General features: G+C 38.6%; 11 protein-coding genes (1 of these 11 running past the window's edge). 7 read left to right on the top strand and 4 right to left on the bottom strand.

The genetic code is table 11. The features are described from left to right. From RBL01_RS12490 to gor, 5 genes are all read left to right on the top strand, one after another. Window positions 1–411 carry the 3' portion of a CtsR family transcriptional regulator gene (locus RBL01_RS12490; protein WP_002327581.1) on the top strand. Its footprint begins 57 nt before the window's first position, so the window shows 411 of its 468 coding nt (coding positions 58–468); the start codon falls outside the window, past its left edge; the stop codon is at window positions 409–411. Window positions 412–417: 6 nt separating this feature from the next. Next, a complete protein-coding gene (locus RBL01_RS12485) occupies window positions 418–2910 on the top strand; it encodes an ATP-dependent Clp protease ATP-binding subunit (protein WP_002318794.1) in 2493 nt (830 codons plus the stop codon). Between the two features lie 220 nt (window positions 2911–3130). Further along, window positions 3131–4054: a peptidase U32 family protein gene (locus tag RBL01_RS12480; RefSeq protein WP_002318793.1), complete on the top strand. Its 924-nt coding sequence runs from the start codon at window positions 3131–3133 to the stop codon at window positions 4052–4054. A 5-nt stretch (window positions 4055–4059) separates the two neighbouring features. After that, on the top strand, window positions 4060–5313 hold the full coding sequence (locus RBL01_RS12475) for a peptidase U32 family protein (protein WP_002318037.1): 1254 nt from the start codon (window positions 4060–4062) through the stop codon (window positions 5311–5313). A gap of 133 nt (window positions 5314–5446) precedes the next feature. Next, window positions 5447–6793 carry a glutathione-disulfide reductase gene (gor, locus tag RBL01_RS12470; RefSeq protein ID WP_002318792.1) on the top strand — a complete coding sequence of 449 codons (1347 nt, stop codon included), beginning with the start codon at window positions 5447–5449 and terminating at the stop codon, window positions 6791–6793. Between the two features lie 1298 nt (window positions 6794–8091). Here gor and menA read toward each other — a convergent pair. The 3 genes from menA to pplA all read right to left on the bottom strand — a co-directional run bounded on the left by menA (window position 8092) and on the right by pplA (window position 11185). Next, window positions 8092–9045 (bottom strand): 1,4-dihydroxy-2-naphthoate polyprenyltransferase, encoded by a 954-nt coding sequence (menA, locus tag RBL01_RS12465; RefSeq protein WP_002289029.1) that lies wholly within the window; start codon window positions 9043–9045, stop codon window positions 8092–8094. Window positions 9046–9057: 12 nt separating this feature from the next. Then, window positions 9058–10161 (bottom strand): FAD:protein FMN transferase, encoded by a 1104-nt coding sequence (locus RBL01_RS12460; RefSeq protein WP_002327584.1) that lies wholly within the window; start codon window positions 10159–10161, stop codon window positions 9058–9060. A gap of 88 nt (window positions 10162–10249) precedes the next feature. Further along, complete coding sequence (gene pplA / locus RBL01_RS12455) at window positions 10250–11185, bottom strand: extracellular electron transfer flavoprotein PplA (protein ID WP_033629036.1); 936 nt, start codon at window positions 11183–11185, stop codon at window positions 10250–10252. A gap of 300 nt (window positions 11186–11485) precedes the next feature. Here pplA and RBL01_RS12450 point away from each other — a divergent pair, with 300 nt between their 5' ends. Continuing rightward, window positions 11486–13420 (top strand): NAD(P)/FAD-dependent oxidoreductase, encoded by a 1935-nt coding sequence (locus RBL01_RS12450; RefSeq protein WP_002327586.1) that lies wholly within the window; start codon window positions 11486–11488, stop codon window positions 13418–13420. 177 nt (window positions 13421–13597) lie between these two features. Here RBL01_RS12450 and RBL01_RS12445 read toward each other — a convergent pair whose 3' ends face one another. Further along, on the bottom strand, window positions 13598–14890 hold the full coding sequence (locus RBL01_RS12445) for an ISL3-like element IS1251 family transposase (protein WP_000122610.1): 1293 nt from the start codon (window positions 14888–14890) through the stop codon (window positions 13598–13600). Between the two features lie 376 nt (window positions 14891–15266). Between RBL01_RS12445 and RBL01_RS12440 the strand changes: the two genes are divergently transcribed. After that, complete coding sequence (locus RBL01_RS12440; RefSeq protein ID WP_002298268.1) at window positions 15267–15683, top strand: NusG domain II-containing protein; 417 nt, start codon at window positions 15267–15269, stop codon at window positions 15681–15683. Window positions 15684–15688: the final 5 nt, after the last annotated feature.

Below are 15688 nucleotides of genomic sequence, written 5' to 3'. Positions count from 1 at the left end.
AATAGTGAAATGATCGAGATTCGAAGGATTGAAATGGCAGACCTCTTTAACTGTGTTCCTTCACAAATCAACTATGTGATTAATACCCGTTTTACCATCCAACGTGGTTATCTAGTAGAAAGCAAACGTGGTGGTGGTGGTTATATACGAATTGCAAAAGTAAGGATTTCAGATAAAAAACAATTACTTGAGCAGATAAATCAGTTATTTGATGATACACTCAGTGAGAAAAATGCTTTTGCTATTATTCAAAAACTTTATGAAGACCAAATAATTACAAAAAAAGAAGGAAACTTGATGTTGAGTGCAATTGCAAAAAACACATTGAATTTCAATGAATATGAAGATCATACACGTGCTCGGATTCTCCGAGCATTTCTGGAACGTTTAAGTTATGAAGATGGGAAGTGAGATTAGATGGAAGAACTTTTTACTGAAAGAGCCCAAGCAGTATTAGAAATTGCACAAGAAGAAGCAAAACGATTGAAACATCAATCAGTTAGTTCAGAACATGTTTTACTAGCCTTAGTGGTCGAGCAAAATGGAATTGCTGGAAAAGTATTACGTGAAATGGATTTGAATGAAACGGAAATTTATGAAGAAATTGAACATCTGATTGGTTATGGTGGTATCCGTTCTTACCCTAAAGGAGTCTTTCTTCCATATTCACCAAGAATGAAACAAGTTTTTGCTTTAGCTAGCAGCGAAGTGAAGAAAACTGGTTCTCAAAAAGTTGGAACAGAACATATTTTGATGAGCTTATTAAAAGATGAAAGTATCATGGCTACTCGAATCATGATCAACTTAGGTATCAGCCTTTCAAAAGCCCGTCAAGTTCTGAAACAAAAAATGGGGCTAGCTGGTGATTCTGCTGGAAAAGGAATGAATCGTCGTAGAAATGTAAATGTACAAGATAAACGGCAAACACCGCAAGGAACACCTACGCTAGATTCATTAGCACGTGATTTGACGAAATTAGCAAAAGAAAACAAGCTGGACCCAGTTGTTGGTCGTTCGAGAGAAGTGAAACGGCTTATCCAGATTCTTAGCCGACGGACAAAGAATAACCCTGTACTGGTGGGTGAACCTGGTGTAGGCAAAACAGCCATTGCTGAAGGGTTAGCTCAAAAAATCATTTTAGGTGAAGTGCCAGAAGACATGCAAGAAAAGCGCCTGATGATGCTTGATATAGGATCTTTGGTTGCTGGTACGAAATATCGCGGTGAATTTGAAGATCGAATGAAAAAGGTCATCGACGAAATCTATAATGATGGTCAAGTAATCTTATTCATTGATGAATTGCATACCTTAATTGGTGCAGGTGGAGCAGAAGGAGCAATTGATGCTTCGAATATCTTGAAACCGGCGTTAGCTCGAGGAGAATTACAAACGATCGGAGCAACGACCCTAGATGAATATCAAAAATATATCGAAAAAGATTCTGCATTAGAGCGACGTTTTGCTCGCATTCAAGTAGATGAGCCAACTCCTGAAGAAGCAGAAGTGATTCTTCAAGGATTACGTACAAGATATGAAGAGCACCATGGAGTGGAGATCACAGATGAAGCTGTACGAGCAGCAGTCAATCTTTCTGTTCGTTATATCACTTCTCGTCAACTACCCGATAAAGCAATTGATTTGATCGATGAATCAGCAGCGAAAGTCCGTTTGGATCAAACCGATCACTTAACAAAATCAACTGTGATCAAACTAGAAATCGATGAACTAGTACAAGAAAAGGAAGCAGCGATCCAAAAACAAGACTTTGAAAATGCTGCTCAATTACGCAGACAAGAAAAAGCACTACGTAAAAAGCTGCAAAAAGTTTCTGCAATTGAAGCAAAACAGGAGCAAGGTTATTCTGATCGTGTAACAGAAGAAGATGTTGCTACAGTTGTATCGGAGTGGACTGGTGTCCCTCTACAGCAGTTGGAGAAAAAAGAAAGCGAACGCTTGTTAGAACTGGAAGGACTTCTGCATGAACGTGTCGTTGGTCAAGATGAGGCTGTCAAAGCAGTTTCACGTGCGATCCGCCGTGCACGAAGCGGATTGAAAGATCCTGATCGTCCAATTGGTTCATTCATGTTCCTTGGACCAACTGGTGTCGGAAAAACAGAATTGGCCAAAGCACTTTCAGAAGTCATGTTTGGGAGCGAAGATGCCCTGATCCGTGTTGATATGTCAGAATTTATGGAAAAATACAGTACAAGCCGATTAATCGGATCTCCTCCAGGATACGTAGGGTATGATGAAGGTGGACAGTTGACAGAAAAAATTCGTCAAAAACCATATTCAGTGATTCTCTTAGATGAAGTGGAGAAAGCACATCCAGACGTTTTCAATTTACTTTTGCAAGTATTGGATGATGGTCATTTAACAGATTCTAAAGGTAGAAAAGTGGACTTTAGAAATACAATCATGATTATGACTTCAAATATCGGAGCGACACAAATTCGAGAAGAAAAAAATGTCGGATTCAATGTCCAAGATGTTACTAAAGATCACAAAGCCATGCAAAAACGTATCTTAGAAGAGTTAAAGAAAGCTTTCCGACCTGAATTCTTGAATCGAATCGATGAGACTGTCGTCTTCCATTCATTGAGTAAAGATGAAATCCATACAATCGTCCAAATCATGAGCAAAGCGATTATCAAACGATTGAAAGAACAAGATATTCAAGTGAAAATCACACCATCTGCAATCGATGTGATCGGGAAAGCTGGATTTGATCCTGAATATGGTGCACGTCCAATCCGTCGCGCACTTCAAAAAGAAATTGAAGATCGATTGAGCGAGGCTTTGCTTGGCGGAGAAATTCGTTTAGGTGACCACGTAACAGTAGGTGCTTCAAAAGGTAAGATCACATTGAATGTTCGCGGACCTAAAAAGGAAACAGTAGGTTCCCTATAGTTACTTGGCCTGTGTAGCTGAATTTTTACAATAGTAAGACTTGATTAAGAGGTTGTGACAAGATTTTTGTCACAATCTCTTTTTATATTTGGACAGAATATATCGAACTTTATTTTGATTTTTTGTGAAATAATTTTCAAAAATCCGACTTTAAATAGAAGAAGTATTGGAAAGTTTTTAGAGCTATGCTACTATTATGAAGTTGTAGGAGGAGAAAATTATGATCGAACTCATAACCACAGTAGAAACTACTGAACAAGCAGAACAGTTGCTTGCTGCAGGTGCAGATACACTATATTTCGGTGAAGAGCAATTTGGATTGCGTCTGCCTGCTTCATTTACACGAGAAGAACAGCGACAATTGGTAGAATTAGCACACAAGTATGGTAAAAAAGCGAATATTGCTGTAAATGGGATCATTCATCCTGAAAAAATGAAAAATGTACCTGAATATTTGGCTTTTTTAAAAGAAATAAACGTAGATGTGATCACAGTTGGTGATACAGGTATTATTTATACGATGAAAAAAAATCCTGAATTGCGTATACCGTATATTTATGATGCTGAAACATTAGTAACGAGCGCACGTCAAATCAATTTCTGGGCGAAAAAAGGCGCAGTTGGAGCAGTACTTGCTCGTGAAGTTCCTTTTGAAGAGATGAAGGCGATGGAAGAAAAACTCGATATTCCTGTAGAAACCCTTGTGTATGGTGCTACATGCATCCATCAATCCAAACGTCCACTGCTACAGAATTACTATAACTATACAAAACAAGACGAACAAAAAGATCGTGAAAGAGGTCTTTTTATCTCGGAACCTAAAAAAGAAGAGACACATTATTCTATTTATGAAGATAGTCATGGCACACATATTTTTGCCAGCAATGATCTGAATCTCTCGAATGAATTGAATGAACTTTATCAGCATCATTACTGTACATGGAAATTGGACGGATTATTTACTCCAGGCGAAAAATTCGTAAACATCACTCGACTATTCGCCGAAGCAAAAAAACAAATTTTAGAAGGTAGCTGGGATCAAGAAAAAGCGGAAAAAATGACTAGCGAAATCAGTAAATTGCATCCTGAAAACCGTGAATTAGATACAGGATTCTTTTATATTGATCCTTCTGCTATCAAATAAGGAGTATGATGAAAGAAATGACAGTAAAAAGAAAATTGAAACGACCAGAAATCCTAGCGCCAGCAGGAACACTGGAAAAGTTAAAAACCGCGATCCATTATGGAGCAGATGCAGTATATATTGGCGGGAATGCATATGGTTTAAGAAGCCGTGCAGGTAATTTTACTTATGAAGAAATGGCTGAAGGAGTTGCTTTTGCAAAAGAACATGATGCGAAGGTATACGTTGCTGCTAATATGGTCACCCATGAAGGAAATGAAGATGGAGCAGGGGAATTTTTCCGCAGTTTGCGTGATGTCGGTATTTCTGCAGTAATTGTTTCTGATCCAGCTTTGATCGAAATTTGTGCGACAGAAGCCCCAGGTCTGCCGATCCATTTATCCACTCAAGCTTCAGCAACTAATTTTGAGACATTGGAATTCTGGAAAGAAGAAGGGTTGGAACGTGTCGTTTTAGCTCGTGAAGTTTCAATGGAGGAAGTGGCAGAGATTCGTAAAAATACGGATATCGAAATCGAAGCATTTATCCATGGTGCCATGTGTATCTCTTATTCTGGTCGATGCACATTGTCCAACCATATGTCGATGCGGGATGCAAACCGTGGCGGATGTTCTCAATCTTGTCGCTGGAAGTATGGATTGTTCGATATGCCTTTTGGTCAAGAACGAAACAGTTTAACTGATACAGGCGAAGTGGAAGAAGAATTCTCGATGAGTGCAGTGGATATGTCAATGATCGAACATATTCCAGAATTGATTGAAAACGGCGTAGACAGCTTCAAGATCGAAGGAAGAATGAAATCGATCCATTATGTATCTACGGTGTCAAATGTCTATAAAGCGGCTGTAGACAGTTATATGGAAGACCCTGAAAACTATGTCTGCAAGCAAGAATGGATCGACGAGTTATGGAAAGTAGCACAACGAGAATTAGCTACAGGTTTTTACTACAATACACCAACTGAAAACGAACAATTATTCGGTGAACGTCGTAAAATCCCAGTATATAAATTTGTTGGTGAAGTATTATCTTATGATGAGGCAACACAGATTGCTACGATACGTCAGAGAAACTTGTTTTCTGTAGGAGATGAAATCGAATTTTATGGTCCAGGATTCAGTCATTTCAGTCAAACCGTTGAAGTTATGCATAATGAAGAAGGCGAATCCATTGACCGAGCACCAAATCCAATGATGATTTTAACTATGCCAGTCGCACAGCCGGTGAAACCTGGAGATATGATCCGAAAACGTAAATAAGGAAAAAGCTGATATATCCCTATTTTAAGCATCTTCGCATACAAAATTCAAGAAAAGTGTTACACTTGTTTTCTGTAGAAAAAGGATCGTTAAATAAAGGTTTTGATTGATCTCTTCAATAAGGAGGAACAAAATGCAAATATATGATTACATCGTAATTGGTGGCGGCTCTGGCGGTATTGCTTCAGCAAACAGAGCAGGGATGCATGGCGCAAAAGTTTTGCTGATTGAAGCGAATGAATTGGGCGGAACGTGTGTCAATGTCGGTTGTGTACCTAAAAAAGTTATGTGGCAAGCAAGTACGATTTTGGAAACAATTGAACGAGATGCCTCAAGTTACGGTATCCAAGCAGATTTAAAAAATGTTGATTTCGCCGGTCTAGTAGAAAGACGAGAAAAATATATTGATTTTCTACACGGTGCTTATCAAAGAGGATTAGATAGCAATCATGTCGAGGCTATAAAAGGTTACGCTACTTTTATCGATAGTCAAACGATCGAAGTAAACGGTGAAACCTATCGTGCTCCTAAAATCTTGATCGCTACTGGAGGCCGTGCAAGTAAAATGACCATTCCTGGTGGAGAATACGCCATTGATTCAAATGGATTTTTTGAATTAACAGAGTTACCTAAGAGAGCAATCGTTTTAGGTGCTGGATACATTGCGGCTGAACTTTCAGGTGTATTTCGTGGTTTAGGTAGTGAAGTCATGTGGGCATATCGAAAAGAACGACCACTTAGAACGTTTGATAAAATGCTTTCGGACAATTTGATCCAAATGTACCAAGAAGCTGGAATAAAAACTTACGCACATCATATTGCTAAAGAAATTACTAAAAACAATGACGAATATACGGTGCTATTTGAAAATGGTGAAACCTTAACTGGTGATTGTGTACTTTTTGCCGGTGGACGTGTACCGAATACCGAAAAATTAGGTCTGGAAAATACAAATGTGGAATTGGACAAAAAAGGGTTTATCAAAGTAGATAAATACCAAAATACAACGGATGAACATATTTTTGCTGTTGGTGATGTGATCGGTAAATTAGATCTGACTCCTGTTGCAATCGCAGCTGGTAGACGTTTATCAGAACGTTTATTTAATGGAAAGAAAGATTCTTATCTTGACTATAAACTTGTTCCGACAGTCGTCTTTACGCATCCACCAATTGCAACAATTGGTATGACAGAAGAAGAAGCATTGGAAAAATATGGCGAAAATGAATTGAAAGTTTATCGTTCACGCTTTACCCCAATGTACTTTGCATTAAATGATTATCGCCAAAAATGCGAAATGAAATTGATCTGTGTCGGAAAAGAAGAAAAAATCGTCGGCTTACATGCTATTGGTGTTGGTGTCGATGAGATGCTGCAAGGTTTTGCCGTGGCTATCAAGATGGGTGCAACTAAAGAAGACTTTGACAATACAGTAGCCATCCATCCAACAGGAGCGGAAGAATTCGTAACGATGCGATAATTTAATATTAACAGTTCCAACAGCTTTTTATTGAACAAACCATGTAAAACCAGAAAATCAGTATACTGATTTTCTGGTTTTTTGTTTTTTAGTTATTTATGTAAGATTGCTTCGATAATTCTCAAAACGAAATAAGTAGGGAAGTTGGAGATTTTGATTATCTTCGTAACTGACGAAGAGTAAATGAATCCATTTGGTATGCACTCTTAAGTTCAAAATATTGGTAACGATGTTTAAAAGAAATAGAAATGTATCGAAGAACAGATGATTAAAAAAGTGTGACTTTGTATAAATAAATTAGAAGAAGCAAACGAGGATGTTAAAAGAATACCATATAGTTACCAAACCAAGAAAATTCTCGTCAAGTTCGCTGGTACGAATCAAATCAAGTGAAAAAAGGGACTGTGACAAAAGTTGTGTCATAGTTAGTCACTTTTTCCGAACAAATGGTGTTCTCCTGCCAACTCCCAATCACAAGACACAATATTCATAAAACATGAGAAACTGTTTTTTGAACTTGTTCCTTGCGACTCGGAGCTAAACGGCAGACTCACGACCTCTTTCTTAAACGGTGTACAATCAGCTGTCCTTCGGTATTAGCTCAAAAAACGGCAAAATATGAGGAACTATTTTTCCATTTGTTTCTCTAATACTCAGGACAAAACGCTGGTTTTACAACCTCTGATAAACGGTGTACAATCAGCTGTCCTTCGGTATTAGCTCAAAAAACGGCAAAATATGAGGGACTATTTTTCCGTTTGTTTCTCTAATACTCAGGACAAAACGCTGATTTTACAACCTCTGATAAACGGTGTTCAATCAGCTGTCCTTCGGTATTAGCTCAAAAAACGGCAAAATATGAGGAACTATTTTTCCGTTTGTTTCTCTAATACTCAGGACAAAACGCTGATTTTACAACCTCCTGATAAACGGTGTTCAAAAGCCAGTTTCTCGGTATTAAGCCAAATTTATGCAAAAATGTGGAAAGCCACTTTCACAAAATTTTTCTTAATACTCGAAACTAAGCGACTTTTTCACAACCTCTCGATAAACGGTGTTCAAAAGCCAGTTTCTCGGTATTAAGCCAAATTTATGCAAAAATGTGGAAAGCCATTTTCACAAAATTTTTCTTAATACTCGAAACTAAGCGACTTTTTCACAGCCTCTCGATAAACGGTGTTCAAAAGCTTGCATCTGGAGTAATAAGCCCAACCAAACGAAAAATATAAGGAGCTATTTTTATTTGGCTGTTCTTATTACTTGATGCAGGGCAGCTTTTTCACAACCTCTTCATACTGTTAAATGGCTTGCATAATGATTGTTAGTAATAGCCCCAATACATAACTGGCATTGAATAAGACCATATTTTTGATGGAATAGCTGAAACTGATAGGCTGGGGTAACGTTTGCTTGAATTGATCCAAATGCTTCTTCACAATTGGCAAGGTCAAGAAGGTGACCAAGATCGGCCATTCATAGATACCACTCAACAGTCCCATCAAAATCACAAAATAACAAGCATACATCAATAGTTGGAATAACACTGTCCCTGCAGGACGTCCGATATAAAAAACTAGTGTATAGCGATGATTTTCAATATCACGGTCAAGATCCCGCAAATTATTAGCCAACATGATATTGGCAATCGTAAACACCAAGGGTAAGGAAGCTAATACGATTGCTGCTATAGCCCAAAGATTTCCTACCAAAGCAAATTGTCCAGATGAAAAGTTGACTGTCAGATCATAGACATCTGAACCGAATGTATTGACATAAACGACCATGGCAAAAATTCCAAGGCCCATAGTCACCCCACTGAAAATTTCCCCTAAAGGCATTCGAGATAAAGGAATCGGTCCGAATGTATAGAATACTCCAATAAAACAACAGATAAATCCCATCAAAAGTAAAAGCCAACCCGTATTGATCGTTAAAATAACGCCGATAACAAAAACAAATGCAATCATAGCTAAAATCATGTTTCGAATCAATACAGGAGATAGATTTCTGCGGCCAATGACATTTTCTTCATACTTATATACTTCAGAATGAGCCTTTTCATAATCCATGTAATTATTGATAGCGGTAGTCGCCAAATCAAAAACTAGCATTCCAATAAAAAATAAAAAAGTGTTTAGCCAATGTATCTCATGAAAAAAAGCGATAGAGAATAATACCCCTACCGCAAAAGGAAATACACTAGCCACCTTTGTTCGTATTTCAACTACTTCTAAAAAGATTTTTAGTGTCATGGTTCGTACTCCTTATTTTAGTTCAGAACGGTCACCCATCGTGTAATGGGAGTCCTCCGATAATTTGAAGGTGTCTTTGATTGGATCGGTCACATATACTTTATCGTCTTTTGTCACGAAGATCGCTTCCGTCCCGTTATTCAATTCGCTTTCGACGTATTCCAGTCCTTTTTTCACACCCATTGAAAAGACTGCTGTAGACAACCCGTCACCATCAATTGATTTATCTGTTATGATCGTGACACTTGCGATATCATTGTCGAACGGATAACCCGTTTTTGGATCAAACAAATGATGGTATTTTTTGCCATCTACTTCTAAATAACGCTCGTAAATTCCAGAGGTAACTAATGTTTTGTTCCGTTCTTTAATAGAACCTAAAACAGATCCGCGAGCCATGTTCGGATCTTGGATGCCGACTGTCCAGTCTTGGTTTTCGCCTCTTGGGCTGTGGCCTAAGACATAGACATTACCGCCCAAGTCAACGATGGCAGTGGTCACTCCTTGTTTTTTCAAGACTTTCACTACTTCGTCCGTAATGTAACCTTTGGCAATTGCACCTAAATCGATGATCATTCCCTTTTCTTTTAGATAAACAGTTTTTTCTTTGTCATTTAGTTCGATCTTATGATAATCCACTAATTTCAATGCCTGATCGATTTCTTCTTGGGAAGGTTTTCTGGCGTCATCAAAACCGATTCGCCATAATTGTGTGATTGCACCAATCGCCATATCGAATCCGCCTTGAGAATCTTGACTATATTCGTAGGCCCGCTTGACTAACGTGTAGACGTCATCAGAAACTTTTACTGGTTTGATCCCAGCTTGCTCATTCACTTCATCGATCTCAGAACCTTTTTGATTGATCGTGATTTTATCACCAAGTTCTTTTACTCGATCGAAGGCAGGTTTCAATGCTGATTCTTTGCCTTCATCATACACACGGATACGAACGTAAGTCCCTAACAAGAACTGTTCATCAGAATACGGATCTTTTAATATTTTGGTAGACGCTGTACTTTCAGTGGTTGTATTTTTTGCTGAATCAGTGCAGCCAGTTAGCACCATAAAAGAGATGCCCAGTGTGATTAAGGAAAATAGTAGTTTTTTCCGCATTGTTTTCCTCTCTTCATTTTGAAAGGTGAGACGACTGCCTAATTGGCTATCGTCCCACCCTCCAACTTTTATTAGTATGATTATGTGATTATTTTTCTGTTACGATATTATCTACTTCGATTGTTTGAGTGTCGCCTTTTTCAGCTGCATTCACTAATTGTTGTGCGTACATGATGAATGAATGTGAGCTGTGTGTAGCACCTGTAACAACTTCTACATCAGCAGGTGAGCCATCTTCTTCGCCCATTGCTTTGACGAATTCGTTGTTCAGAGTAGGGATGTAAGTTTTTGGTTCTGTACCGCTTTTTGCTTTCATATTTTCATTATATTCTGTATCATCTTGTTTTGATTTACCGTCTTTGTCGATATAATCAAAGTTTGATTCAGTTACTTTGCCGCCAGCAACTGTCATTTCGAATTGCACACGGTAGCCGTTAGAGTAGTTCTTTTCTTCAAGCTTGTAAGTGCCGTCTTTCAAATCAGCACCATTGTCGATTTCGATTGTATCTGTGTTACCAGCTTGAGCAGCTTGGATCAATTGTTGTGCGTAGTTTTGGAAGCTTTCAGATGAGTGAGTAGCTCCAGTTACGACTTCCACACCGCTTGCGCTTTGTGCTTTTAAGAATTGGTCATTCAACTCAGGAATGTATTTTTCTGGGTTTGTGCCAGATTTTGCTTCCATGTTTTTGTTGTATTCTGCATCTTTTGTTTTTGATTCGCCGTTTTCATTGACGTTATCATATTTTGATTCAGTGATTTTGCCGTCTTTTACAACCATTTCAAAGACTGCACGGTAACCATTTGAATAATTTTTTTCTTCTAATTTATATGTACCGTCTTGCAAATCTCCGCCAGCTACAACTTTTGCAGATGATTCTGTTGTGCTTTTTGCAGTCGAAGATTGTGCTGTAGATGATTCAGAAGAAGAGTTTGAGCTTCCGTTGTCATCTGCGCCGCAAGCGCCTAACACTAGAGCTGAAAATGCTAATACGGCAAATCCAGTTACAAAACGTTTTTTCTTCATTTTAATACCCCACCATTCCATTTTTAGTCCACAATTTTTCTTTGTGATTCATTATACATTCTAATCTTTTTAGCCTATAAGTCAACTATTTTTGATAAATAACCCATGTAATATTTCAAACGTTTTCTTTCAGCAAATTTCGTGAAAAAACTCTTTATTTTAAAATTTGAAAAAATCCAAAAGGAGTTAGACAAAAGAACAGAACATCTATATAATATATGGAGATTGTGTAATAAGTATCAAACTAAAAGAATTATCATATATTCATTATATAGATAGTCTATAAGGAGCGGATGATCAATGGCAAAGCAAAATATTGTCGTTGTAGGAGCAGGATATGCCGGTGTTTCAGCTACAAAATACTTGGCAAAGAAACTGAAAAAAGAAGATGTAGCAATTACTCTGATCGATCGTCATTCGTACCATACTATGATGACCGAGTTGCATGAAGTAGCTGGCGGACGTGTAGAACCAGAAGCAATCCAATACGATCTGCAGCATTTGTTTGCTCGTCAAAAGAATGTACAACTTGTCACAGACACTGTAATCGGTATCGATAAAGAACAGAAAATCGTCAAGACCAAATTAGGTTCCTATCCTTTTGATCAGCTGATCCTTGGAATGGGCGGAGAGCCGAATGACTTTGGTACACCTGGTGTCAAAGCACACGGATTCACCCTTTGGTCATTTGAAGATTCTGTAAGGATTCGGGAACATATTGAGAAGACAGTAGCAAAAGCTGCATTGGAACCAGATGATGAACTGCGTAAAGCCATGCTGACTTTCGTTGTCTGTGGTTCTGGATTTACCGGTATTGAAATGATTGGGGAACTGATCGACTGGAAAAATCGCCTAGCCAAAGATTATAAATTAGATCCAAACGAAATCACACTGATGGTCGTAGAGGCAATGCCGACGATCTTGAATATGTTGGATCGAAATGATGCTGCAAAAGCTGAACGCTATTTGCGTAAGCACAACGTGGAATTATTATTGAATGCACCAATCGTAGAAGTGGCTGCTGATCATATCAAATTGAAAGACGGACGCAACATTCCGACTCACACACTGATTTGGACAGCTGGTGTCAAAGGAACTTCTGACGCTGCTGACTTTGGATTAGAATCAGCACGCGGACAGCGGTTGATCGCCAATGAATATATGCAGGCAAAAGGCTACGAAGATAAAAACATCTATATCATTGGTGATTTAGTCTTTTATGAAGAATTCCCAGGAACACCGACACCGCAGATCGTTCAAGCTGCTGAACAAACAGGACACACGGCTGCAGCGAATATCGTGGCTTCGATCAAAGGTGGAGAAAAGCACAAATTCAAAGGGAACTATCAAGGATTTATGGTTTCTATTGGAGCCAAATGGGGTGTGGCGAATTTATTTGACAAGATTCATCTAAGTGGATTTTTAGCTATCGTGATGAAACATATCGTTAATTTGAAATATTTCTTTGATATTCGTTCTGGTTATTATATGTTCCAATATTTAATGCATGAGTTTTTCCATATCAAAGATGATCGCAACGTGACTCGAGGACATTCTTCTCGTTACGGCAACGTCTTATGGAGTGTGCCACTTCGTATTTTCTATGGTTTAGTTTGGTTCGTTGAAGCCTCCAAAAAAATCATTGGGAATGGTGAAGTGTTCAAACCAAGTACTTGGTTTGGTGAAGGATCATGGTTCACTGGAAACAGTGTGTTCCCTTGGACATGGGAATACAATGTAACAGATGTTGCCAGTGGTGCTTCTGCTGCTGGGGACGCAACGACAGCTGCCAGCGGAGCAGGGGCCAGTGCTGGAGAAGCAGCGACTCAAGCTGCACATTTTGGTTTGAGTTATGCATACGGTGAAGAACCAATGGCTGTGATTGAGAAGTCACCAGACTGGTTCACAAAGATCATGCAAGTGATCATGCCAAACAATGATGTAGCAATGTTCTTCCAAAAATTCATGGTATTCTTTGAAATTGCCTTGGCATTAGCATTGATTGCTGGATTATTCACATGGTTATGCAGTGCGACAACGATTGTATTGGTGATCACGTTCTGCTTATCAGGCATGTTTTACTGGGTAAACATTTGGTTCATTTTTGTTGCTTTCGCATTGATGAACGGTTCCGGACGTGCGATTGGGTTGGATCGCTGGGTAATTCCATGGCTACAACGTACACTAGGTAATTGGTGGTACGGTAGACCAAGTTCCCAGTACGGCAAGAAATAAATAGACAAAAATAGATGAACAACTTTACTTGAATGCAAGATTTCAATAGAAAGGGGCTGAGACAAACCGTCACAGCCCCTTTTTATGTAAAATTAAAGGCTCTTTGTCAAATGATGTTGGTAAAGAGAAATCTTAGAATAATTGGAGATCAAGTGGATCAGTTCCTCTTGATCTTTTTTAGTTGAAAATCAATGCGTTGCCATGACGAATCATGATGCGCAATTTGAAATTATAAAAGCTACGAAAGCCATATGCATTTCGTTTTAACACTTTGATATGGTTGTTCAGACATTCAAGTGGGCCATTTGAATAACTTTGTTGTAAAGCATTTTTGATTTGTGGCAGAAATTTCTGGAACGTTCTCAAGGTCGTCTGATAGCCTTCGGGAAGCATGATATTATTGGTAAGTAGTTCTTCAAACGATACGTAGTCTCGTTCCTTTACAGCGTAAAGAAAGTCTTGATATAACTGATAGCCTACACGCAAAGCAGGGCTCCCTTTCAGTAAGCGATCCACAATATCGGTCTCTGTTAAATGAGCTTTGAAGCCAGGTCGCCAAAGGCGTCGAGTATAATCAAGCTTGCGTTCATCTTTTTGAAGAAGTTTCCAGTATCTTTTTAATTGCTTACCTAATTGATAGTGTTTTTGTTCTTTGCTTTTTAATAGTTGGTTCGTTTCTTTGATTCGATGATTGCGAAAGGTACGACCAATATGTTGGACGATGTGAAACCGGTCAATAATCAGCTGTGCTTTTGGAAACAGCTTTTTAACGAGCGATACATAAGGAGCGTACATATCAATCACGATCCATTCGACCGCTTCACGAATTTCTCGTGAAAAATGACTAAAATAACGTTTTAAAAAAGGCAGTTGTCGGTTCTCGACAATGTCCAATAAGCGCTGTGTTTGTCCATCCATCATGATGAAACTCATAGCACCTGAAACACCCCGAACTGATTTGAATTCATCAAAACAAAGTACCTTAGGTAACGGTGTCCGAAAAGGATTCAACGGACGATAAAATCGCTTCATAATACGGTAAACAGAAGAGACCGATAGATTTTTCTGAGCGGCGATCTCTGTCATTGAGGTATTTTTTTTCAGACGAGTCACGACAGACCAGCGGACTTTCTCACTGATGAAACAATGTTTTTTCGCAACAGAAGTATCTGCGACAAAGGTCCGCTGACAAGCTTTGCATTTGAAGCGTTGCTTTTTCAATTCGAGGTAGGTACGGTATTCAGAAACATCGTTCATTAACAACCGGACGGTTGTTGTACCCCAACGCACAATATCTGAAGCAATCTGGTGTTTACAGTGGATGCATTCTTGGGCTGTATAAATCAAGTTTCCACGATAAATATGACAGATTTGCCCTTTGTATTTTTCTTTTGTGAGACAATTTTCGTTAAAAGTAACTGATAAGTCTAGAATATCTAATGTTTCTTTGATAAGGTGAGTGTAAGACATCTTGATTCCTCCTTTTGGGTTGGTTCGCCAAATTAATTCTAAAGGATTTCAAGGTGTCTTTTCTATATGTTTTGGAAAATAAAAAAGATGCTGGTGTCATCCACCAACATCAAAAAGTATAGAGCCAAATTAAAGGAATAAGATGCCCGAGATAAGCCTCCATGAGCAAGATATAGGTGTCACAACCTCTGTTACAACCTCTTGTTATAAACGGTGTTCCACCTGCTGCTTCTCGGTAATAAGCCCAAAGAATTAGAAAACATGGAAAGCTGTTTTCTATTCTTCGTTCTTATTACTCAAAGCAAGACACAGGTGTCACAACCTCTTGTTTTTATGCTAAAATTGGGTGAGTTAATCTGGAAAAAGGAGAACAAAAATGAGCCTTAAAGAATTTGCTGAAAAAAGTCTGCTCAAACCTTGGGATGTTTTTATTATTTTGCTTTTGACTGTTCTTTCTTTTTTACCAGTCATGATTTTTGGTCTTCAGCAAAACACCGCAACAGCAGAAAAAGAAGCGGTACTGCGTGTGGATGGCACAGAAATCAAAACATTCCCTTTGATGGCTGGAGAAGAGAGCTACACATATACTTACAAAGATGAACACGGAGATTATAACTTGATCGAGATAGATGGCGATCGAGTACGGATAAAAGAAGCAGATTGCGATGACCAGATCTGCGTACGTCGAGGCTGGGCAACGAAAAATGGCGAAACCATTGTTTGTTTACCACATAAATTAGTGATCGAGGTCCGATCAACAGATGGGGGTGACGAAGACAGTCTGATTTATTAGACCTT

Origin of the sequence: Enterococcus sp. SB12 (assembly GCF_030910025.2) — a bacterium.
In the GTDB taxonomy this organism is placed as follows: Bacteria; Bacillota; Bacilli; order Lactobacillales; family Enterococcaceae; genus Enterococcus_B; species Enterococcus_B faecium.
The sequence above is the reverse complement of the archived record's forward strand: the minus strand, read 5'-3'. Positions and strand labels throughout refer to the sequence as shown.